The organism is Streptomyces sporangiiformans, assembly GCF_005768555.2.
In the GTDB taxonomy this organism is placed as follows: domain Bacteria; phylum Actinomycetota; class Actinomycetes; order Streptomycetales; family Streptomycetaceae; genus Streptomyces; species Streptomyces sporangiiformans.
Window position 1 is genome coordinate 24,000 of sequence record NZ_VCHX02000135.1, and the last position, 24,110, is coordinate 48,109.

The following is a 24,110-nucleotide window of genomic DNA, read 5'->3' on the forward strand; positions in this document are numbered from 1 at the left end:
CTACGCGCGTAGGCTCAGACCGGCTACGCTCGTGCGCGTGAACGCATCTCTTCTTCCGGACGACCCCCAGGGCAACCCGTATGCCGCCGCCGACGACGCCGCCGCGCGCCTGCGGGAGCTCACGGGTGCCGAGACCCACGACGTCGCCCTTGTGATGGGCTCCGGCTGGGCACCGGCCGTGGACGCCCTCGGTGCCCCCGAGGCCGAGTTCCAGGTCACCGAACTGCCCGGGTTTCCCCCGCCGGCGGTCGAGGGCCACGGCGGCAAGGTCCGCAGTTACGAGATCGGTGACAAACGGGCCCTGGTCTTTCTGGGCCGCACCCACTTCTACGAGGGCCGCGGGGTCGCCGCCGTCGCACACGGAGTCCGTACCGCTGTCGCCGCCGGCTGCAAGACGGTCGTGCTGACCAACGGCTGCGGCGGGCTGCGCGAGGGGATGCGCCCCGGTCAGCCGGTCCTGATCAGCGACCACATCAACCTCACGGCCACGTCGCCGATCGTCGGTGCGAACTTCGTCGACCTGACGGATCTCTACTCGCCGCGGCTGCGCGCGGTGTGCAGGGAGATCGACCCGACCCTCGAAGAGGGCGTCTACGCACAGTTCCCCGGCCCGCACTACGAGACGCCGGCCGAGATTCGCATGGCTCGCGTCATCGGCGCGGACCTGGTGGGCATGTCCACGGTGCTGGAGGCCATCGCCGCGCGTGAGGCCGGGGCGGAGGTCCTCGGCATCTCCCTCGTCACCAACCTCGCCGCGGGCATGACGGGCGAGCCCCTCAACCACGAGGAGGTCCTCCAGGCGGGCCGCGACTCCGCGACGCGCATGGGGTCGCTGCTGACGCAGGTGCTGGACCGCATCTGACGCGCGTCGCGCCTGCGGTTTCGCTGCCGCTGGGTGGGTCGGTCGGTGGGGTGGTGGGTGGGTCGGGGTCGTGTGCCGGTGCGTCCGCCCGTCGCCGCGGGGGCGTACGGCCCGGTGTTGGTACAGCGTGCGGGTTGCCTGAGACAAGCCCTACGCGACGGGCGATGACGCACCGGCACACGCCCCCTCCCGCCGGTGACCAACTGCGGGTGCGCCCCTTTAGGGGCGCGGGGAACTGCNGACAAGCCCTACGCGACGGGCGATGACGCACCGGCACACGCCCCCTCCCGCCGGTGACCAACTGCGGGTGCGCCCCTTTAGGGGCGCGGGGAACTGCGCGACCAGCCACGACCGGCCCGCAGCCGAAAGACGAACCCCCGGGGGCTTGGGGGCGAAGCCCCAGTTTCGGGAAGGGGTGGGGTTGGGGAAAGAACCTCCCCCACCGGCGTTACGGACGGCCCCGGCGAGAAACAAAGAGAGAGGTTTGACCCGACGTGCAGGACGAACTCATCGCACGGGCCAAGACATGGCTGGCCGAAGACCCCGACACGGAAACCCGTGAGGAACTCGCCAAGCTCATCGACGCCGGCGACATCGCGGAGCTCACCGCACGCTTCAGCGGCACCCTCCAGTTCGGCACCGCCGGCCTGCGAGGCGAACTCGGCGCCGGCCCCATGCGAATGAACCGCGCGGTGGTGATCCGAGCCGCCGCCGGCCTCGCCGCGTACCTCAAGGGCAAGGGTCAGGAGAACGGCCTCGTCGTCATCGGCTACGACGCCCGCCACAAGTCCGCGGACTTCGCCCGCGACACGGCTGCCGTGATGACGGGCGCGGGCCTGCGCGCCGCCCTGCTCCCCCGCCCCCTTCCCACCCCCGTCCTCGCCTTCGCCATACGGCACCTGGGCGCGGTCGCCGGTGTGGAGGTGACCGCCAGCCACAATCCGCCCCGCGACAACGGCTACAAGGTCTACCTCGGCGACGGCTCGCAGATCGTCCCCCCGGCGGACGCCGAGATCGCCGCGGAGATCGAAGCGATCGCCGGCCTGGACGACGTACCGCGCCCGGCCGATGGCTGGGAAACCCTCGAGGACGGCGACCACGGCGTTCTGAGCGCCTACCTCGCCCGCACGGACGCCGTCCTCGCCGAGCACTCCCCCCGCACCGCCCGCACCGTCTACACGGCGATGCACGGCGTGGGCAAGGACACTCTCCTCGCCGCCTTCGCCCGTGCGGGCTTCCCGGAACCCGTCCTCGTCGCCGAACAGGCGGACCCGGACCCGGACTTCCCGACCGTCGCCTTCCCGAACCCGGAAGAGCCGGGCGCGATGGACCTGGCCTTCGCGAAGGCCCGTGAGACGAACCCGGACCTGATCATCGCGAACGACCCGGACGCCGACCGCTGCGCCGTGGCCGTACAGGACGGCGCCCAGTGGCGCATGCTGCGCGGCGACGAGGTCGGCGCGCTCCTCGCCGCCCATCTCGTCGAGCGCGGCGCCCGCGGCACCTTCGCGGAGTCGATCGTCTCGTCCTCCCTGCTCGGCCGTATCGCTCAGAAGGCGGACCTCCCGTACGAGGAGACCCTGACCGGCTTCAAGTGGATCGCCCGGGTGGACGGCCTGCGCTACGGCTACGAGGAGGCGCTGGGCTACTGCGTGGACCCCGAGGGCGTACGGGACAAGGACGGCATCACGGCGGCACTGCTGATCACGGAGCTCGCCTCAGAGCTGAAGGAACACAGGCGCACGCTCCTCGACCTGCTCGACGACCTCGCGGTCGAACACGGTCTGCACGCCACCGACCAGCTCTCCGTCCGCGTGGACGACCTCTCGCTGATCGCGGACGCGATGCGCCGCCTGCGCGAACAGCCGCCCACCCGGCTCGCGGGCCTGGCCATCACGAAGTCCGAGGACCTGACGAAGGGCACGGACAGGCTCCCGCCCACGGACGGCCTGCGGTACACGCTCGACGGTGCCCGCGTCATCGTCCGCCCCAGCGGCACGGAGCCGAAGCTGAAGTGCTACCTGGAGGTCGTGGTCCCGGTCGCCTCGCACGCCGGCCTGCCCGCGGCCCGCGCGAAGGCGGCGGACCTCCTGTCGGCCATCAAGCGGGATCTCTCCGCGGCGGCGGGTATCTGACACCGCCGGCCGATGACCCGCGCCCGGCCCGGTGGTGCTCCCGAAGAGCACCACCGGGGGTCTCATGGGCCACCTCAGGGTCATCTCCTGGGCGCCTCATGGGCGCCTCACGAGCACCTCATCGCGTGGTCACCTCCACGCCATCACCACCACGACCCACCCCAGCGCCAGCACCACGGCGAGCGGCCACAGCGGACGGCCACGTTCGGGTGCGGTGCTCTCCCCCGTGGGCCGCAGTGCGGGGTCCGTACGCATGGCGGTGAGTTCGGCGGCCAGCGCGTCGTACGGATGGATCAGGCCCCTGCTGTGCTGGAGCCGGGTCCAGCGGGGCGCGGCGATCGCCCAGTCGTCGTCCCGCCAGCGCAGCTTCAGCTCGAACGACCGGCAGCGCGCGGAGCGGAGGTCCTCCCAGGGGACGTGCCGGGGACCGCGCAGCCCGGTGACCCACAGGCCCGTACGGTCGGCGGTGATGCGCCAGGCGAGCTTCACGGGCACGCGGACCGCGCCGTAGAGGCCGAGCACGACGACGAGGGCCAGCTGCCACAGGGGGGTGCCGGAATCGGTGAACCAGACCCAGCAGAGCCAGCCGCCCCACGCCACCAGCAGCACGGCCGACACCCAGTCCAGCCATCCCGCGCGCCAGCGCCGCACCCCGGCCGGGGCCAGTTCCTCCGCCAGCTCCCGCGCCTGCTCCTCCAGGTGGCGGCTCTGCGCCTCCCGGGCCTTCTCCCGTTCGATGCGCCGCCGCCCCGCACTCGGCGACAACGGGCGTACGGGGCCCGTCGACCACTCCGTCAGCGGGGGCTGGTCCGGGTCCTCGTCGGCGCTGACGACGAGGACCTCGGCGCCGTCGAAGGGGGCGCCGTAGAGGACGGCTTCGCGGACCGGTCCGGGAGTGTCGTCGTCCACGACGGCGAGGAGCCGCTCGAGCTCCTCCGCCGCCTCGTCCTCGTCCTCGTCCTCGTCCCCCTCCGCCCCGTCGTCCTCCTCGTCGCTGTCGCCGTCGAAGGACGTCAGATCGACGGTGAACAGCGGGCGGAGCGCCGCGGGGTCGTCCGCCGCGTACACCTCCGTGCTGCCCTGCGCGTCGTCTCGCACGAGGACGTGCAACACCGGCGCGGGCGTCCGGCGCAGTGCGACGGCGCGGCGCCTGCCGAACCAGGCCGAGGCCAGCGCGGTGGCACCGAGCCCCGCGACGAAGAAGGCGGCGACCCAGGCGCCCCGGCGGTCATCGGCCGTGCCCCAGAGGCCGGAGGTGGCGCCGGTCAGCACGCCGAGCGCGAGCACCACGAGGCCGAGCGGGTACAGGAACCTGCCGCGCAGCACCGGCTGGTCCGCGACCGGCAGCGTCGCCGTGACACCGCCGGTGGCCTCCAGCGCCCGGTCGAACTGCGTGCTCCGCGCGCGCAGGCGTACGGCGACGACCGCCCAGGAGGCCAGCACGACGAGCGCTGCGAAGGCGGTCACCACCCAGGGCTGCGAGGACGCCTCGACGGCGAGCGCGAGCAGCAGCGCGGGCGCACCGGCCCAGACGAGCTCGGGGCGGGCGAGCACCCACAGGACGTACACCGCGAAAGCGGCCGCGAGGAACGGCCACAGCCCGCCGAGCAGCACGGCCCAGCCGCCCGCACACAGCGCGAGGGTGGTCAGCCCGGCCGCGACCGACCTGCGCAAGCGGACGAACGTCCAGCGCGGCGGCACCGCGGCCGACCAGCCCGCCGCCTGCCCGGCCGTCCAGTCCCGGCAGCCATCCGGTATCGCGGCGGCCGGCAGCCGCATCGGCTCGTCGTACGACACATCTACTCCCTCGGTGCGTGGCTTCGCCGGTGGCGACGGGGCCGGTGGTGACTGGGCGCCCGGACGGCGGAGGCAGTTACCGCCTTCTCGTACGGGCGAGCGCGCCCTTTTCCTCAAGAGCCGGAGCGCGCAGCATCAACCGGCCGCGGGCCACGGAGGTCACCCCACCGTCAGCAGAATCACCAGCAGCACCGCACCGGCGAGCGCCGGCGCCACGATCTCGTAGGCCCAGCGCACCGAAGGCTCCCCCTGTGCCTGCTCGGCCGGCCCTCTGGCCTCCACCAGCTCGCGCAGCTCGTCCATGATCTGGTCGGCCTGGGCGCGCACGGGCCCGGTCGGCTCCGTCGGCAGACCACCCCCGCGGCCGTCGGCCCCGCGGGCCTGCTGCCGGGCCGCTTTCTTGCGGGCGCGCAGCGAGACGGGTATGGCCCACAGCTGGTAGGTGGTGCCGGACTTGTCGCGCACCTCGTTGGAGTAGCCGGAGCGCAGCGAGTCGACCGCGCCCAAGGGGAGGACGATCAGCCGGAGGGGATTGCGGATGCGCAGCCGCTCCTCGTTCGCGAAGACGGCGGGGCGCAGCGTGAAGGCGCCGATCAGCGGCACGACGAGGAGGAGCCCGGCGAGCGCCAGCCACGGCGTGCGGCCCTCGCCCACGACCAGCGCGTCCGTGCCGAGCCAGACCGAGATGCCGAGCAGCAGCACACCGCCCGCGATGCCCGCGGGCGACCGGTAGATCCGGTCCCTGGACACGGGCGCCGGGGGGCCTGAGGGTTCGGGGCGGGCCGAGGGTTCCGGCGAGTCCGAGGGGTCCAGGGAATCCGAGGGTCCTGGGGAGTCCGAGGGGCCCGGCGAGTCCGGTGCTGGTGACTGGTGGTCCGGGGGCGTCATGCTCCCGATTCTGCCCGACGCCTCCGGCAGCGCTCATCCGCGGTCGCCGAGCTCGTTGTGAGCGGCGGGATCCATCGGGGGCTGTACAGCCGCTACGCGCGTAGATATGCTCCCCTCGTGACCATGCCCACCACAGCAACCTCCCCCACTGCCAAACACGTGGGAGGTACTCCCACACATGCCCTCGGCGACGTGACCGCGTCCGACAGCACGCTGCGCCGCTTCCTCCACGGGCTGCCCGGAGTCGACGCGGTCGGCCTGGAGGCGCGCGCCGCCTCGCTCGGCACCCGTTCCATCAAGACCACGGCGAAGGCGTACGCCATCGACCTGGCCATCTCGATGGTCGACCTGACGACGCTGGAAGGCGCGGACACCCCGGGCAAGGTCCGGGCGCTCGGCGCCAAGGCCGTCCACCCCGACCCCACGGACCGTACGACCCCCACGACGGCGGCCGTCTGCGTCTATCCCGACATGGTGGCCACCGCCAAGGAGGCCGTCGCCGGTTCCGGCGTCAAGGTCGCCTCCGTCGCCACCGCCTTCCCGGCCGGCCGGGCCGCGCTCGACGTGAAGCTGGCCGACGTCCGCGACGCCGTCGCGGCCGGGGCGGACGAGGTCGACATGGTCATCGACCGCGGTGCGTTCCTCGCGGGGAACTACATGAAGGTGTACGACGAGATCGTCGCCGTGAAGGGGACCTGCGGCACGAAGGCCCGCCTGAAGGTCATCTTCGAGACCGGCGAGCTCTCGACGTACGACAACATCAGGCGCGCCAGCTGGCTCGGCATGCTGGCCGGGGCCGACTTCATCAAGACCTCGACGGGCAAGGTGGCGGTGAACGCGACGCCCGCGAACACCCTGCTCATGCTGGAGGCCGTGCGTGACTTCCGGGCGCAGACCGGGGTACAGGTCGGGGTGAAGCCCGCGGGCGGCATCCGCACCAGCAAGGACGCGATCAAGTTCCTGGTCCTGGTCAACGAGACGGCCGGCGCGGACTGGCTGGACAACCACTGGTTCCGCTTCGGCGCCTCCTCGCTGCTGAACGACCTGCTGATGCAGCGCCAGAAGCTGGCCACCGGCCGTTACTCCGGCCCCGACTACGTGACGGTGGATTGATCATCATGGCTTCCGTGTTCGAGTACGCACCGGCTCCCGAGTCCCGGTCCGTCGTCGATATCGCGCCCTCGTACGGCCTGTTCATCGACGGCGAATTCACCGATGCCGCCGACGGCAAGGTCTTCAAGAGCATCTCGCCGTCGACCGAGGAGGTCCTCTCCGAGGTCGCCCGGGCAGGTACCGAGGACGTCGACCGCGCGGTGAAGGCCGCCCGCCGCGCCTTCGAGAAGTGGTCGGCACTGCCCGGCTCCGAGCGCGCCAAATACCTCTTCCGTATCGCGCGCATCATCCAGGAGCGCAGCCGCGAACTGGCCGTCCTGGAGACGCTGGACAACGGAAAGCCCATCAAGGAGACGCGCGACGCGGACCTGCCCCTGGTCGCCGCGCACTTCTTCTACTACGCGGGGTGGGCGGACAAGCTCGACCACGCCGGCTTCGGTGCCGACCCGAAGCCGTTGGGCGTCGCGGGCCAGGTCATCCCCTGGAACTTCCCCCTCCTCATGCTCGCGTGGAAGATCGCTCCGGCGCTGGCGACCGGCAACACCGTGGTCCTGAAGCCCGCCGAGACGACGCCCCTTTCGGCGTTGTTCTTCGCGGACATCTGCCGCCAGGCGGGCCTTCCCAAGGGCGTCGTCAACATCCTTCCCGGATACGGCGACACGGGCGCCGCCCTGGTCGCGCACGAGGACGTGAACAAGGTCGCGTTCACGGGCTCGACGGCGGTCGGCAAGGAGATCGCGCGGACCGTCGCGGGCACCGCCAAGAAGCTCACCCTCGAACTCGGCGGCAAGGGCGCCAACATCGTCTTCGACGACGCCCCCATCGACCAGGCCGTCGAAGGCATCGTCACGGGCATCTTCTTCAACCAGGGCCAGGTCTGCTGCGCGGGCTCCCGTCTCCTCGTGCAGGAGTCGATCCAGGACGAGCTGCTGGACTCCCTGAAGCGCCGCCTGTCGACCCTGCGTCTGGGCGATCCCCTCGACAAGAACACGGACATCGGCGCGATCAACTCCGCCGAGCAGCTCGCGCGCATCACCGCGCTCGCCGAACAGGGCGAGGCCGAGGGCGCCGAGCGCTGGTCCCCGGCCTGCGAACTCCCGTCCTCCGGCTACTGGTTCGCCCCGACGCTCTTCACGAACGTCACCCAGGCGCACACGATCGCCCGCGACGAGATCTTCGGCCCGGTCCTGTCCGTCCTCACCTTCCGCACCCCGGACGAGGCGGTCGCCAAGGCCAACAACACGCAGTACGGCCTCTCCGCCGGCGTCTGGACGGAGAAGGGCTCCCGCATCCTCGCGGTGGCGAACAAGCTCCGCGCGGGCGTCGTCTGGTCCAACACGTTCAACAAGTTCGACCCGACCTCGCCGTTCGGCGGCTACAAGGAGTCGGGCTTCGGCCGCGAGGGCGGTCGTCACGGCCTGGAGGCGTACCTCGATGTCTGAGAAGACCGAGAAGACCGGACAGCGACTGCCCGTCTTCAAGACCTACAAGCTGTACGTCGGCGGGAAGTTCCCGCGTTCCGAGAGCGGCCGGGTGTACGAGGTGACGGACTCGAAGGACAAGTGGCTGGCGAACGCCCCCCTCTCCTCCCGCAAGGACGCCCGTGACGCGGTGGTCGCCGCCCGCAAGGCGTTCGGCGGCTGGTCGGGCGCGACGGCGTACAACCGCGGCCAGATCCTCTACCGCGTCGCGGAGATGCTGGAGGGCCGCAAGGACCAGTTCGTGCGCGAGGTCGCGGACGCGGAGGGCCTGTCCAAGTCGAAGGCCGCCGCTCAGGTCGACGCGGCGATCGACCGCTGGGTCTGGTACGCGGGCTGGACCGACAAGATCGCCCAGGTCGTGGGCGGCGGCAACCCGGTGGCGGGACCGTTCTTCAACCTCTCCACTCCCGAGCCGACGGGTGTCGTGGTCGTGCTCGCGCCGCAGAAGTCGTCCTTCCTCGGCCTGGTCTCGGTGATCGCCCCGGTGATCGCGACCGGGAACACGGTGATCGTCGCCGCGAGCGAGAAGTCCCCGCTCCCGGCCCTCTCCCTCGGCGAGGTCCTGGCCACCTCCGACGTCCCCGGCGGCGTGGTCAACGTCCTGTCCGGCCGTACGGCGGAGATCGCCACGCCCCTGGCGGCCCATCAGGACGTCAACGCGATCGACCTCGCGGGCGCCGACGAGGTGCTGGCCAAGGAACTGGAGATCGCGGCGGCCGACAACCTCAAGCGAGTCATCCGTCCACAGGCTGTGGATTACACGGAGACACCGGGCATCGAGCGCCTCACCGCCTTCCTGGAGACGAAGACGGTCTGGCACCCGACGGGCGCGCTGGGCGCGTCCGGCTCCTCGTACTGAGGCCGCGGACCCGCAGGACTGTCCCGTACGGCACGAAGCCCCGGCCCTCCTCCGTCAAGGATCCAGGAGGAGGGCCGGGGCCTCGCTGTTCGTGGACGTCACAGACCCAGGCGGGTCGCGATGCCGTCGAGCAGGCAGTCCAGGCCGGTCTCGAATTCCCAGGCCGCGTCGTCCTTGCGGGCCGCGTGCTGCGCGTATTTCCGGTACGTCGGGTAGCGGCCGGTGTCCATCAAGTACCGCATCTGCGGCGCCAGGCCGCGCCTGGTCTCGTCGGGGCTCTCCCAGCCCTGCTCCTCCATGTACTGCCGCAGGGCGACCTCGGACCGGGCCGCGCCGTGCACGTAGGCGGTGACCGCGCGGAAGGCCGCCATCATCACGTCGATGTCGAGGCCGAGCCCGTCGAGCGCGGCCAACTGCCGCTCCGCCACGCCCAGTCGCCTCGGCGTGAGCGCGAAGAGCGGCGACGGCATCGACCCCAGCCAGGGATGCCGCAGCGTCATCTCCCGCGTCTGCACCGCGAAGGCCCGCAGCACCTCACGCCAGTCGGTCACCTCCTCGGGAACCGACAGCTCGGCGGAGACCCGGTCGACCATCAGCGCCCACAGGTCGTCCTTGCCCGACACATGCCGGTAGGCGGCCATGGGCGCGACCCCCAGCTCCTTGGCGAGACGGCGCATCGTGACGGCACCGAAGCCCTCGGCGTCCGCGATCTCCACTGCGACGGCGGCGATCTTCTGGGGGGACAGGGAGGCACGAGCCGCCGGGGCGGGGCGGTCCATGCGCTCCCAGATGGTCACCTCCGCCGCCTTCGCGTCCTTCTTCTGGGCTGTCACAGCCGGAACACCTCTCCCTCGCAGTGGCGTACATCGTATCTCTCGGTAGACGGCGTACACATCGATGTGTACGTTGTACGCGAAGCGATACGCCGTACACACAAACGAGGGTTTCCATGACCGACACGATGACCGACACCACCGCACCGCTCCGCATCGCCGTTCTCGTGGGGAGCACCCGCGAAGGCCGTTTCGCCCCCGTCGTCACCAACTGGCTCACCGCCCACCTGGCCCGGCGCGACGACATGACCGCCGACTTCGTGGATCTGGCCGAGACCCAACTGCCCACCGCGCTCCCGGCGTTCGGCCAGGACCTGCCGCCCGGCAGCGCCGGACTGCTCGCCGAGGTGTCACCGCGCCTGGCCGCGGCGGACGCCTTCATCTTCGTCACGCCCGAGTACAACCACAGCTTCCCGGCGTCCCTGAAGAACGCCATCGACTGGCACAACGAGCAATGGCACGGCAAGCCGGTCGCCTTCGTCTCGTACGGGGGCCTGTCGGGCGGCCTGCGTGCCGTGGCGCATCTGCGGCCGGTGATGGCCGAGGTGAACGCCATGACCATCCGCAACACGGTCAGCTTCCACGATGCCTGGAGCCGCTTCGAGGAGTCCGGCGCCGTCAAGGACCCGGCCGCCGACACCGCCGCGAAGGCGCTGCTCGATCAGCTGGCCTGGTGGGGGCACGCCCTGCGCGACGCCAAGGCCGTTCGCTCGTACGTCGCCTGAGCCGGCGCCGGAACCCCTGGGGGGAACCATGGAACAACGTACGGACGAGAAGCCGCCCGGAGCGGCCGCGCGGGAGGAGACCGGCGCCCCGCCCTCCCGGCTCGTCATCCTCGGCCTGCTGCTCGGCATCGTGCTCGCCACACTCGACGGCACCATCGTGGGGACCGCGCTGCCGACGATCGTCGGCGATCTCGGCGGACTCGAACATCTCTCGTGGGTGGTGACGGCGTACCTGCTCACCACCGCCGTCTCCACTCCGATCTGGGGCAAGGCCGGCGATCTGTACGGCCGCAAGGGCGCCTACCTCGCCTCCATCGCCCTGTTCCTCGGCGGCTCGGTGCTCTGCGGACTCGCCCAGGACATGGGGCAGTTGATCGCCTTCCGGGCCGTTCAGGGGCTCGGCGCCGGCGGCCTCTTCGTGGGCGCGCTCTCCCTCATCGGAACCCTGCTCACCCCCGCCGAGGCCGGCCGCGCGCAGTCGCTCATCGGCGTGCTGCTGCCCGCGGCCATGATCGGCGGGCCACTGCTCGGCGGATTCCTCACCGATCAGCTCGACTGGCGCTGGGTGTTCTACGTCAACGTGCCGGTCGGCGCCGTGGCGCTCGCGATCATCGCGCTCGGCGTCCACCTGGACAGCACCCCGCGCACCAAGGCGCGGATCGACATCGCGGGGGTCGGACTGCTCACGGCCGGCATCCTCGCCCTCACCCTCCTGTCGAGTTGGGGCGGGACGACGTACGCCTGGATCTCGCCACAGATCGTCACCCTCGCCGTGATCGGCGCGGCCGCACTCGCCGCGTTCGTCCGTGTGGAGCGGCGCGCGCCCGAACCGGTCATCCCGCCCCGCCTCTTCCGCGACCGCAACTTCACGCTGGCGCAGGTGCTGAGCTTCGCGACGGGCGCGGCGATGCTGGCGGCGGCGAGCTATCTGCCGCTGTACATGCAGTTCGTGCAGGGCATGTCGTCGACCACGAGCGGACTGTTCCTGCTCCCGCTGATGCTCGGCATGATCGGGGCCCAGCTGACCATCGGGCGGCGGGTGAGCAACGGCGGCCGGTACCGGATGTACCCGATCGCCGGCGGCGCCCTCGCGACCGTGGGCTCGCTAGCGCTGCTGACGCTCGACGTCAGCACATCGGCGTGGGCGACCTCCGCGGTGACCCTCGTCCTGGGCGTGGGGGTCGGCTGCCTGATGCAGCCGTCGATGCTGATCACCATGAACAGCGCCGAGCCCCGCGACATGGGCGCGGCCAGCGCCACGACGACCCTGCTGCGCACCATCGGCGGCTCCCTCGGCGTCGCGGTCCTCGGCTCCGTCTACGCGGGCCGGATGGCCGCCGTCCTCTCCGACCGACTGGGCAGGGACGGCGAGCGCCTGACCGGCGGTTCCGTCACTCCGGAGCTGCTCCAGGACCTGCCGGCCACGACCCGGGACACGTTCCGCGCCGCGGTCACGAACGGCCTGCACGGCGTCGCCCTCGGCACGGCGGCCCTGTGCGCCGTCGTCTTCGTGGCGTCGTGGCTGATCCGGGAGGTGCCGCTACGCGGCCGGGCGGAGTAACCACCCCACGGAAACCGCCCCACGGGAAACACGGGAAACCGCCCCACCGCATTCCACGCACGGGAAAGGCCCCCGCCACCGCGAGGGCCTTTTCCGCCGCACGCCGTCTCACCCGGCCAGCAGCCCCGTCGCCTGCCCCACCGCCGGAACGCTCCCCACCGACTCGGCCTGTGCCACCGGCCCCGTCACCATCTGGGTCGACACCGGCTTGAAGTCGGCCACCTGCGTACCGACGCTGTTGTCGAGCGGGTCGACGCCCGTGCCCGCGAGCGGGTTGGGCTTGAGTTCCGCGACCGCGCCCGTGACCTGCCGGACGCCCTCGACCGGCGCCTGGAGGGCCGTGCGGGAGTCGACGTCGCCCGGCGAGGTGGACGGGGCTCGGACCACGTCGGCCATGGGCGCGGTGTCCGCGGCGGCCGTGGCCGCGCCCGCCCCCAGGGCTGCCCCTGCGGTGGTGAGGGCGAGGCCCGCGCGCAGCAGTGCGCGCTGAGCGGTCGGGGTCCGGGGAGCCGCATGTCGTGCCATGTTGGTGATGCCACCTTTACTGCGCAGAGTAATCGGTCAGAGTCACAGGGTAGTTGAGGTGTGACGCGGGTTCCAAAGACGACCCGCGGGGTCGGCCGGGGGCTGTTGATGCCTCACACTGGTATCTCGTGAGTTCTCAATCTCCGTCATCTGCCCGGGTCGTGCTGTTGTGTGGGCCGTCCGGTTCCGGCAAGTCCCTCCTCGCGGCGCGCTCCGGCCTCCCGGTGCTGCGGCTCGACGACTTCTACAAGGAGGGCACGGACCCGACGCTGCCGCGGGTGGCGGGGAGTTCGGACATCGACTGGGACCACCCGCTGTCGTGGGACGCGGAGTCGGCCGTCGCGGCGATCGCCGAACTGTGCCGTACGGGGCGTACGCACGTACCCGTGTACGACATCTCCCTGAGCGCCCGTACCGGCGAGGCGGCCGTCGACATCGGGCGGACACCGTTGTTCATCGCGGAGGGCATCTTCGCCGCCGAGATCATCGAGCGGTGTCGGGAGACAGGAGTGCTGGGGGACGCGCTGTGCCTGAGCCGCGGGCCGGTGAAGACCTTCCGCCGCCGCTTCCTGCGGGACCTCAAGGAGGGCCGCAAGTCCATCCCGTTCCTGCTCCGCCGCGGCTGGCGCCTGATGCGCGCCGAACGCTCCATCGTGTCCCACCAGACGGCACTGGGCGCCCACCCGTGCGACCGGGACGAGGCGCTGGTGCGCCTCGCGGCGACCGCCGTGGGACGGGACGTGAAGGCGCGTACGGCGGCATAGTCACGCGGACGGACAGGACCGGGCACACAAGACCGAACACACAAGACCGGACAAGGAAGAAGCGGGACTGGAAGGACCCCCCGGCCCTCCAGCCCCGCTCCCCTTTTCCCCCGTGATCCCCGTGATCCCCCCGGTAGTGCTCCCCCGTTGGTCTCTGTCCGCCTCCCCCCAGAGTGACGAACAGCCCCCTACTGTTTCCCCCGCGCCTTCGGGCCGCTGTCAGGCGACAAGCTCCCCGAAGGACTCCTCCTCGTCACGGCCGAAGCTGAGGACCTCGTCCTCGCGCAGCCGGCGGAGCGACCGCCAGATGCTGGACTTCACCGTGCCGACACTGATGTCGAGGATCTCCGCGATCTCCGGGTCCGTGCGGCCCTCGTAGTAGCGCAGGACCAGCATGGTGCGCTGGAGTTCGGGCAGCCGGGCGAGCGCCTGCCACAGGACTGCGCGCAGTTCGGTGCCACGCATCGCGTCCGTGTCGCCGGCGGTCTCCGGCAGCTCCTCGGTCGGGTACTCGTTCAGCTTGCGGCGGCGCCACGCGCTGATGTGCAGGTTGGTCATGGTGCGGCGGAGGTATCCGCCGACCGCGGCCTTGTCGCTGATCCGGTCCCACGCCCGGTACGTCGAGAACAGCGCGCTCTGCAGCAGGTCCTCGGCCTCGAAGCGGTCACCGGTCAGGTGGTAGGCGGTGGCGTACAGGGAGGCGCGACGCTCCTGGACGTAGGCGGTGAACTCCGCCTCCGACACGGAACGACGTTCCCCCGTGGCCTCCCCGTGCGCTGCTCCCCCGACGGTGCCGAGAGCGGCTGCCGCCGCGGGCCCCGTGGATCCCCCCACCAGATGTGCGTCAACCACCGTCATGTACGACCCGGTGTGCTGACGCCCGGTGCCGCGAGCGCACCCCCGCCCGCTCACGGCACCGGACTTCTCGGTGTTTCGCGTAACGTCGTGGAGACGCGTGACAACTGCGACTGCGCTAGAGCTGGTGCTGTGCAGCGTGTTCATCTCGCGCCCCCCGTCGTGGAGTTCCGGTTCCCGGTACTTCTCTTGTGGTGCTTCCTTGCCTGTGCCGAGAAGCTTGCCGAAGCGACTTCATGACGGTGTCCGCCGACTGTCACAGGCGTGCAACAGGGGTGGGGCCCAGGCGCACCACAGGCTGATCACAGAGAAGCGTCGTACGGCTACTCATCCGGCACCGCGGCCCGTACTCACGTGCCCAAGATGTGTGGGAGCGCTCCAACGGTCGATTCGTCGCCATGTCATGGGACAGAATGACGTCCGTGCCTTCCCTGTTGCTGATCGAGGACGACGACGCCATCCGTACGGCCCTGGAGCTGTCGCTGACGCGCCAGGGGCACCGTGTGGCCACCGCTGCCACCGGCGAGGACGGTCTGAAGCTGCTGCGCGAGCAGCGGCCGGACCTGATCGTGCTGGATGTGATGCTGCCCGGCATCGACGGGTTCGAGGTGTGCCGGCGCATCCGGCGCACGGACCAGCTGCCGATCATCCTGCTCACCGCCCGCAGCGACGACATCGACGTCGTGGTCGGGCTGGAGTCCGGGGCCGACGACTATGTCGTCAAGCCAGTGCAGGGGCGGGTCCTCGACGCCCGGATCCGGGCCGTGCTGCGGCGCGGCGAGCGCGAGGCCAACGACGCGGCGACGTTCGGCAGTCTGGTGATCGACCGAGCGGCGATGACGGTCACCAAGAACGGCGAGGATCTGCAGCTGACGCCCACCGAGCTGCGGCTGCTGCTGGAGCTCAGCCGCCGCCCCGGACAGGCCCTGTCCCGCCAGCAGCTGCTGCGGCTTGTGTGGGAGCACGACTACCTCGGTGACTCGCGGCTCGTCGACGCCTGTGTGCAGCGGCTGCGCGCGAAGGTGGAGGACGTGCCGTCCTCGCCGACACTGATCCGTACGGTGCGGGGCGTGGGATACCGGCTGGACACTCCTCAGTGACGAAGACGCAGGGCAAGCTCCGCGGCTGGGCCGCGGCGCGCAAGGCGATATTGGCGGGCCTGCGGTTCACGAGCCTGCGACTGCGTCTGGTCGTCGTGTTCGGGCTGGTCGCGCTCACCGCCGCGGTGTCGGCCTCCGGCATCGCGTACTGGCTCAACCGTGAGGCCGTGCTGACCCGGGCACAGGACGCGGTGCTGCGCGACTTCCAGCAGGAGATGCAGAGCCGCGCGAGCATGCTGGCGATGCACCCGACGCAGGACGAACTGGAAGGCGCCGCACGTCAGATGGCGAACAGCAGCCAGGGCTTCAGTGTGCTGCTGATCGCCGAGGACGAGAACGGCAAGCCCCTCCGCGCCAACTCCGACCTGGACACCTTCACGCTGGCGGACGTGCCGGCGTCCCTCCAGAAGGCGGTCAACAAAGAGCAGAAGCTCTCCGCCGGCAACAAGCACGCGTACCACCTGTACTGGCAGCGGACCGTCGACGGCGACAAGCCGTATCTCGTGGGCGGCGCGAAGGTCATCGGCGGCGGGCCGACCGGCTACATGCTCAAGTCGCTGGAGCCGGAGGCCAAGGACCTCAACTCCCTCGCCTGGTCGCTGGGTATCGCCACCGGGCTCGCGCTGATCGGCTCGGCGCTGCTCGCGCAGGCCGCCGCGACGACGGTCCTCAAGCCGGTGCACCGGCTGGGCACGGCGGCCCGCCGGCTCGGCGAGGGCAAACTGGACACGCGGCTGCGGGTGTCGGGCACGGACGAACTCGCTGATCTGTCACGGACGTTCAACCGCACGGCGGAGGCCCTGGAGAAACGGGTCGCGGACATGAGCGCGCGCGACGAGGCGTCCCGGCGCTTCGTGGCGGACATGTCGCACGAGCTGCGCACCCCGCTGACCGCGATCACAGCCGTGACCGAGGTCCTGGAGGAGGAGCTCGACGCGGAGACCGGCAGCGTCGACCCCATGATCGAGCCCGCGGTACGGCTCGTCGTCAGCGAGACCCGGCGACTGAACGACCTGGTGGAGAACCTCATGGAGGTCACCCGCTTCGACGCGGGCACGGCCCGGCTCGTCCTCGATGACGTCGACATCGCCGACCAGATCACCGCGTGCATCGACGCGCGTGCCTGGCTGGACGCGGTGGAGCTGGATGCCGAGCGCGGCATCACCGCGCGCCTCGATCCGCGCCGTCTGGACGTGATCCTGGCGAACCTGATCGGCAACGCGCTCAAGCACGGTGGTTCCCCGGTACGGGTGTCCGTGCGGGAGGAGGGGGACGACCTGCTCATCGAGGTGCGGGACCACGGCCCGGGCATCCCCGAGGAGGTCCTTCCGCACGTCTTCGACCGCTTCTACAAGGCGAGCGCCTCCCGTCCGCGCTCCGAGGGCAGCGGTCTGGGCCTGTCCATCGCCCTGGAGAACGCGCACATCCACGGTGGTGAGATCACCGCCGCGAACTGGCCCGAGGGAGGCGCGGTGTTCAGCCTGCGTCTGCCGCGCGACGCCTCCGTACTGACCGGCCAGGACCGGGAGGACGGGGCGCGCGGGGGCCCCGGGGAGAACACGGCCGAGTCCCGCGAGGGCAAGGGCTCCGAGGGGGTCTCGCGATGACCTCGCGGAGCATATGGAACGCATGGGGCGTACGGCGGCTGTGTGCCGGACACTCGACGCGGGCCGCCCGCCGGGCGCGGACCGCACGCCGGACGCGTACCGCCCTGCTCGCCGTGCCGTTGCTGGCGGTGGTGCTGGCCGGGTGCGGAATCCGTTCGACCGAGGTGCCGACCGAATTCGGGCCCGCACCCTCCCGGGTGCCGTGCACGCTGTCCGGCCCGGACCTCGGTACGCAGTCCTCGCGCGGGATCCTCGTCCAGGTGTTCCTGCTCTGTTCCTCGCAGCTGGTGCGGGTCGACCGGACCGTGCGGATCGCCGGTGGCACGGCGGACACGGACCGCGTGCGCGCCGCACAGGCGCTTCTCGACGAGCTCACCGAGAACCCGTCGGACATCGAGAAGGAAGCGGGCTACACGACGAACGTGCGGGAGGGTCTGACGGTCACCGGGCCGCGCCCGGACGACCCGGAGGACGCGCTCCGTCTGAGCACCGAGCCGTCCGCCCTGACGTCGTACACGCTGGCCCAGGTCATCTGTACCTTCAGCGTCTCGGCCGCCGCGTCCGACGACGGCACGGTCACCCTCGGTGGCCCCGGGGCGGAACCCGTGCGCCGCTACGAGTGCACGGCGGATGTGCGCTCCCGGCCGGGCACGGAGACCCCGCCGTCGACGGAGGTCGACCGCAGCTGAGGCGGGGCTGAGGCCGGGGCTGAGGCGGGGCTGAGGCCGGGGCTGAGGCCCGGGGCTGAGGCCGGGGCCGGGGGCCTGGATGGCGCCTGGCGGACGCTCGGCGGGTGCCCGCCGTGTGGCATACGCCTCACCCGTGCGGGCCAAGCACTTCGGACACGCGGAACCGATCCTGCCGAAGGCCGCGTCTTGGGTGGCGTGCAGCGTCAAGGCTCAAACGGCGGCAGCGCCGCGATCCGCATCCGTGCGGCGGGAGGTGTTCTTCTCGTCGCACACCTCGCGCTCGTCGCCTGGCTCACGCTGCGTCCCCTGGACGTGCCGTGGGTGAGCGCCGCGAACCTGCGTCCGTTCGCGACCATCAGAGCCGACCTGGCGCTGGGGCCCGAGGCGGCGGCCCGCAGTCTCGGCAAGGGCCTGCTGCTTCTCGCGCCGCTCGGCGCGCTGCTGCCCATGGCGGGCGGCAGGCTGGATGTCTCCCCGCTGCTGTCGCTGCTCCGTACGGTCGCCGCCGGCGCCTTGCTCTCCATGGCCATCGAGCTGCTGCAGACCGGGGTGCCCGGCCAGGTCGTGGACGTCGACTCGCTGCTGCTCAACACCCTGGGCGTGGCCGTGGCCCACCTCGCCGTCGTACCCGCCGCGCGCGCTCGACTGCGCCGCCGGAACGAGACGCGGCGCCGCGCCGCCCTCCGCCCGGAGGAAGCGGCTCAGGGTCGGACCCCGACGATTCCCAGGGTGGGGATCGCCCCCTAGAGTGACGCTTTGCCCCCTTCGTACCCCTAGCGTGGAAGGCAGATGAGGCAGCCGACGGGGCCGCCTCGGACCGACGCTCACGAAGGAGCCGTAATGAGCCGCCTCGCCCGCCCCACCAACGACCGGATGATCGGCGGAGTGTGCGCAGCGCTGGCACGCCGCTTCCACACCTCCGCGACCACGATGCGCGTGATCTTCCTGCTGTCCTGCCTGCTGCCGGGTCCGCAGTTCCTGCTCTACATAGCGCTGTGGATCCTGCTCCCCTCAGAGGGGAAGGCCGCTCGTACGGCCTGGTGACGCACTCGCACACACGCCGATGGGGCGCACCCGAACCAGGGTGCGCCCCATCCGCGCGCACAAGCGCCGACAAGCGCGAACAAGCACCTACAGCGCGTACGACTGCGGTGCTCAGCCCAGCGGGACACCGTTCACCGGCAGACCCTTCGCGGGCAGGCCGCCGAGCAGCCCGGTGGCCGGTACGGCGGGACCGTCGGAGAGGGCGCCCGCCGCGGCCGGCTGGGCGGCACTGAGACCGCCGCCGAGCGCGTCCTGGCCCTGGGCGAGCACGTCGGGAGAACCGGCGGGCAGCGTCGTGGCGCCGTTCACGGGGCTGTTCTGCAGCGTCTGGGTGACGGTGTCCAGGGCCGGGGCGTCCGGGACCGCCGGGGCGGCGTTGGCGGCGCCGGCGCCGACGGCGGCGAAGGCGGCACCGAGAGCGGCAACACCGAGGGTCTTGGCAGCAGACTGCTTCATCTTCGTCCTTGCATGCGGTGACGTGGTTTTCAGCGGTCCAAAACCGTAATCACGTGCCCGCACGCCCCGCAAACATCGAAAAGCGGCCGAGTGACCCCGCACCCGGCCGCTTTCCGTATGGCACGATCAGCGCTCTTCTACCGCAGAACCGCTGGTGGAAGCGGTCTGCTGGAACAGCCATTCGGACTTCAGTTCCGCATAACCGGGCTTGATCACGTCATTGATCATCGCGAGTCGTTCATCGAAAGGAATGAATGCTGATTTCATCGCATTGACTGTGAACCACTGCATGTCGTCGAGCGAATAGCCGAATGCGTCGACCAGGTGCTCGAATTCACGGCTCATGCTGGTGCCGGACATCAGCCGGTTGTCGGTGTTCACGGTCGCCCTGAAGTGCAACCGGCGCAGCAGCCCGATGGGGTGCTCGCCGTACGAGTCGGCGGCGCCCGTCTGGAGGTTGGAGCTGGGGCACAGCTCCAGCGGGATGCGCTTGTCGCGCACGTACGAGGCGAGGCGGCCGAGCTTCACGGAGCCGTCGCCGCCGACCTGGATGTCGTCGATGATGCGCACGCCGTGCCCGAGCCGGTCGGCGCCGCACCACTGGAGGGCCTGCCAGATGGAGGGGAGCCCGAAGGCCTCTCCGGCGTGGATCGTGAAGTGGTTGTTCTCCCGCTTCAGATACTCGAAGGCGTCGAGGTGACGGGTGGGCGGGAAGCCGGCCTCGGCGCCCGCGATGTCGAAGCCGACGACCCCCACATCGCGGTAGCGGTTGGCCAGCTCGGCGATCTCCAGAGCGCGTGCCGCGTGCCGCATGGCGGTCAGGAGCGCGCCGACGCGGATCCGGTGGCCGCTCTCGCGGGCGCGCCGCTCGCCTTCCCGGAAGCCCTCGTTGACGGCCTCGACGACCTCTTCGAGGGTCAGCCCGGCTTCCAGGTGCTGCTCGGGCGCGTACCGCACCTCGGCGTAGACGACCCCGTCCTCGGCGAGGTCCTCGGCGCACTCGGCGGCGACCCGCACCAGCGCCTCGCGGGTCTGCATGACGGCGCAGGTGTGCGCGAAGGTCTCCAGGTACCGTTCCAGCGAACCGGAGTCGGCGGCCTCGCGGAACCAGACGCCGAGCTTGTCGGGATCGGTCTCGGGCAGGTGCTGATACCCGGTCTCGCGCGCGAGGTCGACGATGGTGCCCGGGCGCAGGCCCCCGTCGAGGTGGTCGTGCAGCAGGACCTTGGGGGCCCGGCGGATCTGGTCCGCACCGGGAGTGTGCTGGTGCTGGCTCGTCATCTTCGCACCATAACGCCTACGCGCGTAGAACTCCTCTCCCGGTGATCCGTCGATACCCAACGGTGACCCGGCCGACGGGTGGCGTACACCCTCGCTTCTGACACTGTTCTGTCATGGCACAGCAAGCGACGCCGGTTCGCAGGCCCCGGCTGGGGCGGGCACTTGGTCCGGAGCCGACAGCGGTGAGCGGCGTGGTGCTGCTGCTGCCGGGCGGCGAGGAGACCTCCGCACGCAGACCCTCACCGATGCTGGCGACCGCCTCCGTGCGCGCGCTGGGACGCCACCTCACGCGCGCGGGACGTGCGGAAGGTCTGGTCGCGCACGTGGTGCACTACAGGTTCCGCGGCTGGAACGGCAGCGACGCACACCTGGCGCACGACGCCTCCTGGGCCTGCGACGAGGTCGTACGCCGCTACGGAGACGTCCCCGTGTGCCTCGCCGGAGTGGACATGGGCGGGCGGGCGGCGCTGCACGCGGGCGGGCACACGGCCGTCGGCTCCGTGCTGGCGCAGTCCCCCTGGCTGCCCGAGGATGACGCCGCGGCATCGCCGGAGCCGGTGAAGCAGCTCGCCGGGCGGCGGGTCATGATCGTGCACGGCACGATGGACGCGCGCACCGACCCGGAGCTGTCCTTCCGGTTCGCGGCGCGCGCGAAGAAGACCAACCCCGACATCTGCCGCTTCGAGGTGCACTCCGACGGGCACGGGCTGTCTCAGCACCGGGGAGAAGTCCACGCGCTGGCGGAGGACTTCGTACTGGGGACGCTGTTCGGGCGGGCGTTCTCCCGGCCCGTCGAGGACGCGTTGGCGGCTCCGCCGCCGCTGGGGTTGCGGATGCCGCTCGCCTCCGGCTTCGGGCGGTCGATACGTCGTTAGGGCTTGCGGTCGTTGCCGTTGGGGCCTGCGGTCGTTGCCGTTGGGGCCTGCGGTTACAGCCGTTGAAGCCTGCGGTTGTTGCCGGTCGGGCCCGCGGTCAGTCAGGCAGCAGGTTTCCCCTTCTCGACAGCAGGAACTTCTTGAAGGCCGCCACGGGCGGTGTGTCCGGGTGGCCGTCGAGCCAGGCGACGCCGATCTCGCGGGCCGCGCGCGGGGCGGTGACCGTCAGTTCGACAACTCCCGGGCGGGGTACGGCTGGTGGCGGCAGGAGGGCGACTCCGAGACCGGCGGCCACGAGACCTCGCAGCGTCTCGGCCTCCTCGCCCTCGAAGGCGACGCGTGGCCGGAAGCCGGCCTGCTGGCAGAGGTCGTCGGTGATGCGGCGCAGACCGTAACCGGGTTCGAGGGTCACGAACGTCTCGTCGGCGGCCTCCGCGAGGCGGACGCGCTTGCGTGCGGCGAGGCGGTGATCGGCGGGCACGACCAGGCGCAGCTTCTGCTCGTCGAGGCGGCGGGCCACGAGGTCGGGGGCGTCCGGCACGGGCGAGGTGAGGCAGAGGTCCAGCTCGCCCGCGCGCATCCGCTCGATCATCGCCTCGCCGTAGTTCTGTACGAGGCTGAAGCGGACGCGCGGGTGATCGGCCCGGAAGGCGCGGATGAGGCCGGGCACGGTCTCCGAGCCCATGGTGTGCAGAAAGCCGAAGGCGACCTTGCCGGAGGTGGCGTCCGCGTCGGCCCGTACCGCGTCGGCGGCCCGCTCGATCTCGGCGAGGGCCCGCTCCACGGAGGCGAGGAACGTACGCCCGGCGGGCGTGAGCGAGACGGTACGGCCCCGGCGGGCGAACAGGTCGACGCCCAGGTCCTGTTCGAGGCGGACCATGGCCCGGGACAGGGTCGACTGGGGGACCTGCATCTCCTGCGCGGCCCGCGTGACGTGCTCGGTGCGGGCCACCCCCGCGAAGTACGCGAGGCGTGGGGCGAGTAGCGCGACGATGTCTTCTGTGTCACTGGATGGTGACAGGTGAGGCTCTGACCTCTGCTGATGCATCATGGGAACGATTATGGCGATTCCATGCATTGGACGGATGAGAGGCCGGTCTTTAGGTTCGAAGCATGCCTTACGCCAGTACCGAGGCGTCCACCACCGTGGGCGCCGCCTCGACCGTTTCCCCCTCCGCCCTTGCCGCCACCGAAACCCGGATGGCCCCGGGCGGGCCCGGCTACCGCCGGATGAGCTTCGCCCTCTTCCTCGCGGGTGTGGCGACCTTCGCGCTCCTCTACTCCACCCAGGCTCTCCTCCCGCTGATCTCCAGCGACTTCGGGGCGACGGCGAGCGCCGCGAGCTGGACGGTGTCGGCGGCGACCGGTGCGCTGGCGCTGTTCGTCCTCCCGCTGAGCGCGCTGTCGGAGCGGTTCGGACGGCGTACGTTGATGACGGCGTCCCTGGCGATCGCGGTGACCGTCGGGCTGCTGGTTCCCTTCGCTCCGTCGGTCGGCGCGCTGATCGCGCTGCGGGCCGTGCAGGGCGCGGCCCTGGCCGGGCTGCCGGCCTCGGCGACGGCGTATCTCGCGGAGGAAGTACGGCCGAAGGCGCTGTTCACCGCGATCGGCCTGTTCGTCGCGGGCAACAGCGTCGGCGGCATGAGCGGCCGGGTCATCACCGGCTGGGTCGCGCAGGAGTGGGGCTGGCGAGTCGCCCTCGGCACGATCGGGGTCGTCGCGGTGGCGTGCGCGGTGGCCTTCCGGCTGCTGCTCCCGGCACCGAAGCACTTCAAGCCGGGCTCGCTGCGGCCGCGGGTGCTGGCCGGCACGGTCAAGGGGCACCTGTCGAACCCGCTGCTGCGTCGGCTGTACGCGATCGGCGCGCTGTTCATGACGGTCTTCGGTGCGGTCTACACGGTGATCGGCTACCGGCTGACCGACGCCCCGTTCTCCCTCCCCCAGGGCATCATCGGCTCGATCTTCCTGGTCTACCTGGTCGGTACGGTCTCCGCCTCGACTGCGGGCAAGCTGGTGGGCCGGCTGGGGCGCCGGGGTTCCCTCTACCTGGCGGGCGGCACGACGACGACGGGTCTGCTCCTGTCACTGTCGGACGCGCTGCCGCTGGTCCTGCTCGGCCTGGTCCTGATCACCGCGGGCTTCTTCGCGGGCCATTCGGTCGCCTCGTCCTCGGTCAGCCACACCGCCAAGCAGGGCCGCGCCCAGGCTTCCGCCCTCTACCAGTCCGCGTACTACGTCGGCTCCAGCGCCGGCAGCACGCTCGGCGCGGTGGCGTTTCACGCGGGCGGCTGGGACGGGACGGTGGGGCTGGGTCTGCTGGCGGTGCTCGGAGTCGTGGCGATCACGGTGGTCGGGTCCCGCGCGGCGCGGGTCCAGGCGCGTCGGGACGTGGCAGCGGCGCGCTGACGCCGTCCGGCTTTGCAGCGGGGGCGGGGGCGGGCACGGGCCGGGTGCGCCCCCACCGCGCTGGTCGGCGACCGGCCGCGCCTGAAGAACAGGGTTTTCGCCCCCGCCGCCCCTACCCCTTCCCATCCCCTGGGGCTCCGCCCCAGACCCCACCAGGGGGCTCTGCCCCCTGGACCCCCGCTCCTCAAACGCCGGAGAGGCTGGATTTCCGCGGCCCGCGCTGAGCATTCAGCACCGCGCTGAACATTCAGGCC

23 protein-coding genes are annotated in these 24,110 nt (G+C 71.3%); 15 read left to right on the top strand and 8 right to left on the bottom strand.

Features of this window, described 5'->3' with window-relative positions:
- The first annotated feature begins 37 nt into the window (after nt 1-37).
- On the top strand, nt 38-862 hold the full coding sequence (locus FGD71_RS19880) for a purine-nucleoside phosphorylase (RefSeq protein WP_119101849.1): 825 nt from the start codon (nt 38-40) through the stop codon (nt 860-862).
- Between the two features lie 494 nt (nt 863-1,356).
- On the top strand, nt 1,357-2,997 hold the full coding sequence (locus tag FGD71_RS19885) for a phospho-sugar mutase (RefSeq protein ID WP_119101815.1): 1,641 nt from the start codon (nt 1,357-1,359) through the stop codon (nt 2,995-2,997).
- 129 nt (nt 2,998-3,126) lie between these two features.
- On the opposite strand, the gene FGD71_RS19890 is transcribed toward FGD71_RS19885, so the two are convergent.
- Complete coding sequence (locus FGD71_RS19890; RefSeq protein WP_119101816.1) at nt 3,127-4,794, bottom strand: hypothetical protein; 1,668 nt, start codon at nt 4,792-4,794, stop codon at nt 3,127-3,129.
- Nucleotides 4,795-4,953: 159 nt separating this feature from the next.
- Complete coding sequence (locus tag FGD71_RS19895) at nt 4,954-5,682, bottom strand: PH domain-containing protein (RefSeq protein WP_119101817.1); 729 nt, start codon at nt 5,680-5,682, stop codon at nt 4,954-4,956.
- A gap of 123 nt (nt 5,683-5,805) precedes the next feature.
- Between FGD71_RS19895 and deoC the strand changes: the two genes are divergently transcribed.
- Genes deoC through FGD71_RS19910 form a run of 3 tightly spaced genes read left to right on the top strand, consistent with a single transcriptional unit; the run spans nt 5,806 to nt 9,135 of the window.
- The gene (deoC, locus tag FGD71_RS19900; RefSeq protein WP_119101818.1) at nt 5,806-6,795 is read left to right on the top strand and encodes a deoxyribose-phosphate aldolase; all 990 of its coding nucleotides are present in this window, start codon (nt 5,806-5,808) and stop codon (nt 6,793-6,795) included.
- Between the two features lie 5 nt (nt 6,796-6,800).
- On the top strand, nt 6,801-8,237 hold the full coding sequence (locus tag FGD71_RS19905) for an aldehyde dehydrogenase family protein (protein WP_119101850.1): 1,437 nt from the start codon (nt 6,801-6,803) through the stop codon (nt 8,235-8,237).
- A complete protein-coding gene (locus FGD71_RS19910) occupies nt 8,230-9,135 on the top strand; it encodes an aldehyde dehydrogenase family protein (protein ID WP_119101819.1) in 906 nt (301 codons plus the stop codon). Before FGD71_RS19905 ends, FGD71_RS19910 begins: the two co-directional genes overlap by 8 nt.
- A gap of 98 nt (nt 9,136-9,233) precedes the next feature.
- On the opposite strand, the gene FGD71_RS19915 is transcribed toward FGD71_RS19910, so the two are convergent.
- Nucleotides 9,234-9,968, bottom strand: coding sequence for a TetR/AcrR family transcriptional regulator (locus FGD71_RS19915; RefSeq protein ID WP_338120070.1), 735 nt, complete (start codon nt 9,966-9,968; stop codon nt 9,234-9,236).
- A 116-nt stretch (nt 9,969-10,084) separates the two neighbouring features.
- Here FGD71_RS19915 and FGD71_RS19920 point away from each other — a divergent pair, with 116 nt between their 5' ends.
- Both FGD71_RS19920 and FGD71_RS19925 read left to right on the top strand, forming a co-directional pair.
- Nucleotides 10,085-10,693 carry an NADPH-dependent FMN reductase gene (locus FGD71_RS19920; protein WP_240436680.1) on the top strand — a complete coding sequence of 203 codons (609 nt, stop codon included), beginning with the start codon at nt 10,085-10,087 and terminating at the stop codon, nt 10,691-10,693.
- Nucleotides 10,694-10,721: 28 nt separating this feature from the next.
- Entirely contained in the window at nt 10,722-12,254 is a 1,533-nt protein-coding gene (locus FGD71_RS19925) for an MDR family MFS transporter (protein WP_119101820.1), read from the top strand.
- A 108-nt stretch (nt 12,255-12,362) separates the two neighbouring features.
- On the opposite strand, the gene FGD71_RS19930 is transcribed toward FGD71_RS19925, so the two are convergent.
- Nucleotides 12,363-12,779, bottom strand: a complete 417-nt coding sequence (locus FGD71_RS19930) for a hypothetical protein (RefSeq protein ID WP_119101821.1) — start codon at nt 12,777-12,779, stop codon at nt 12,363-12,365.
- A gap of 128 nt (nt 12,780-12,907) precedes the next feature.
- Here FGD71_RS19930 and FGD71_RS19935 point away from each other — a divergent pair, with 128 nt between their 5' ends.
- Nucleotides 12,908-13,543: a uridine kinase family protein gene (locus tag FGD71_RS19935; RefSeq protein WP_240436681.1), complete on the top strand. Its 636-nt coding sequence runs from the start codon at nt 12,908-12,910 to the stop codon at nt 13,541-13,543.
- Nucleotides 13,544-13,762: 219 nt separating this feature from the next.
- Here FGD71_RS19935 and FGD71_RS19940 read toward each other — a convergent pair whose 3' ends face one another.
- Nucleotides 13,763-14,545: a SigE family RNA polymerase sigma factor gene (locus FGD71_RS19940; RefSeq protein ID WP_119101823.1), complete on the bottom strand. Its 783-nt coding sequence runs from the start codon at nt 14,543-14,545 to the stop codon at nt 13,763-13,765.
- A gap of 275 nt (nt 14,546-14,820) precedes the next feature.
- On the opposite strand from FGD71_RS19940, the gene afsQ1 reads away from it, so the two are divergent.
- The 5 genes from afsQ1 to FGD71_RS19965 all read left to right on the top strand — a co-directional run bounded on the left by afsQ1 (nt 14,821) and on the right by FGD71_RS19965 (nt 18,838).
- Complete coding sequence (gene afsQ1 / locus FGD71_RS19945) at nt 14,821-15,498, top strand: two-component system response regulator AfsQ1 (RefSeq protein ID WP_013001223.1); 678 nt, start codon at nt 14,821-14,823, stop codon at nt 15,496-15,498.
- Nucleotides 15,495-17,105, top strand: coding sequence for a sensor histidine kinase (locus FGD71_RS19950; protein WP_119101824.1), 1,611 nt, complete (start codon nt 15,495-15,497; stop codon nt 17,103-17,105). The genes afsQ1 and FGD71_RS19950 overlap by 4 nt, the downstream gene beginning before the upstream one ends.
- Nucleotides 17,102-17,794 (top strand): hypothetical protein, encoded by a 693-nt coding sequence (locus FGD71_RS19955; RefSeq protein ID WP_240436682.1) that lies wholly within the window; start codon nt 17,102-17,104, stop codon nt 17,792-17,794. The genes FGD71_RS19950 and FGD71_RS19955 overlap by 4 nt, the downstream gene beginning before the upstream one ends.
- Nucleotides 17,795-17,989: 195 nt before the next feature.
- On the top strand, nt 17,990-18,541 hold the full coding sequence (locus FGD71_RS19960) for a VanZ family protein (RefSeq protein ID WP_119101825.1): 552 nt from the start codon (nt 17,990-17,992) through the stop codon (nt 18,539-18,541).
- 93 nt (nt 18,542-18,634) lie between these two features.
- Entirely contained in the window at nt 18,635-18,838 is a 204-nt protein-coding gene (locus tag FGD71_RS19965; protein WP_119101826.1) for a PspC domain-containing protein, read from the top strand.
- A gap of 111 nt (nt 18,839-18,949) precedes the next feature.
- Here the strand turns inward: FGD71_RS19965 and FGD71_RS19970 are convergent, their stop codons facing one another.
- Together FGD71_RS19970 and FGD71_RS19975 are read right to left on the bottom strand one after the other, a co-directional pair.
- Nucleotides 18,950-19,294: an ATP-binding protein gene (locus FGD71_RS19970; protein WP_119101827.1), complete on the bottom strand. Its 345-nt coding sequence runs from the start codon at nt 19,292-19,294 to the stop codon at nt 18,950-18,952.
- Nucleotides 19,295-19,420: 126 nt separating this feature from the next.
- Nucleotides 19,421-20,575 carry an adenosine deaminase gene (locus FGD71_RS19975; RefSeq protein WP_119101828.1) on the bottom strand — a complete coding sequence of 385 codons (1,155 nt, stop codon included), beginning with the start codon at nt 20,573-20,575 and terminating at the stop codon, nt 19,421-19,423.
- Nucleotides 20,576-20,688: 113 nt separating this feature from the next.
- Between FGD71_RS19975 and FGD71_RS19980 the strand changes: the two genes are divergently transcribed.
- Nucleotides 20,689-21,450, top strand: coding sequence for a prolyl oligopeptidase family serine peptidase (locus FGD71_RS19980; RefSeq protein WP_119101829.1), 762 nt, complete (start codon nt 20,689-20,691; stop codon nt 21,448-21,450).
- Between the two features lie 97 nt (nt 21,451-21,547).
- Here the strand turns inward: FGD71_RS19980 and FGD71_RS19985 are convergent, their stop codons facing one another.
- On the bottom strand, nt 21,548-22,501 hold the full coding sequence (locus tag FGD71_RS19985; protein ID WP_181359239.1) for a LysR family transcriptional regulator: 954 nt from the start codon (nt 22,499-22,501) through the stop codon (nt 21,548-21,550).
- A 62-nt stretch (nt 22,502-22,563) separates the two neighbouring features.
- Between FGD71_RS19985 and FGD71_RS19990 the strand changes: the two genes are divergently transcribed.
- Nucleotides 22,564-23,856 carry an MFS transporter gene (locus FGD71_RS19990; protein WP_119101830.1) on the top strand — a complete coding sequence of 431 codons (1,293 nt, stop codon included), beginning with the start codon at nt 22,564-22,566 and terminating at the stop codon, nt 23,854-23,856.
- The last annotated feature ends 254 nt before the right edge of the window (nt 23,857-24,110 follow it).

Bases quoted from the DNA above. Each gene is read 5' to 3' on its own strand.
- FGD71_RS19895 (WP_119101817.1), bottom strand. From the start codon at position 5,682: ATGACGCCCCCGGACCACCAGTCACCAGCACCGGACTCGCCGGGCCCC.
- deoC (WP_119101818.1), top strand. From the start codon at position 5,806: ATGCCCACCACAGCAACCTCCCCCACTGCCAAACACGTGGGAGGTACT.
- FGD71_RS19905 (WP_119101850.1), top strand. From the start codon at position 6,801: ATGGCTTCCGTGTTCGAGTACGCACCGGCTCCCGAGTCCCGGTCCGTC.
- FGD71_RS19910 (WP_119101819.1), top strand. From the start codon at position 8,230: ATGTCTGAGAAGACCGAGAAGACCGGACAGCGACTGCCCGTCTTCAAG.
- FGD71_RS19920 (WP_240436680.1), top strand. From the start codon at position 10,085: ATGACCGACACGATGACCGACACCACCGCACCGCTCCGCATCGCCGTT.
- FGD71_RS19925 (WP_119101820.1), top strand. From the start codon at position 10,722: ATGGAACAACGTACGGACGAGAAGCCGCCCGGAGCGGCCGCGCGGGAG.
- FGD71_RS19930 (WP_119101821.1), bottom strand. From the start codon at position 12,779: ATGGCACGACATGCGGCTCCCCGGACCCCGACCGCTCAGCGCGCACTG.
- FGD71_RS19940 (WP_119101823.1), bottom strand. From the start codon at position 14,545: ATGAACACGCTGCACAGCACCAGCTCTAGCGCAGTCGCAGTTGTCACG.
- FGD71_RS19955 (WP_240436682.1), top strand. From the start codon at position 17,102: ATGACCTCGCGGAGCATATGGAACGCATGGGGCGTACGGCGGCTGTGT.
- FGD71_RS19965 (WP_119101826.1), top strand. From the start codon at position 18,635: ATGAGCCGCCTCGCCCGCCCCACCAACGACCGGATGATCGGCGGAGTG.
- FGD71_RS19970 (WP_119101827.1), bottom strand. From the start codon at position 19,294: ATGAAGCAGTCTGCTGCCAAGACCCTCGGTGTTGCCGCTCTCGGTGCC.
- FGD71_RS19975 (WP_119101828.1), bottom strand. From the start codon at position 20,575: ATGACGAGCCAGCACCAGCACACTCCCGGTGCGGACCAGATCCGCCGG.
- FGD71_RS19980 (WP_119101829.1), top strand. From the start codon at position 20,689: ATGGCACAGCAAGCGACGCCGGTTCGCAGGCCCCGGCTGGGGCGGGCA.
- FGD71_RS19985 (WP_181359239.1), bottom strand. From the start codon at position 22,501: ATGATGCATCAGCAGAGGTCAGAGCCTCACCTGTCACCATCCAGTGAC.
- FGD71_RS19990 (WP_119101830.1), top strand. From the start codon at position 22,564: ATGCCTTACGCCAGTACCGAGGCGTCCACCACCGTGGGCGCCGCCTCG.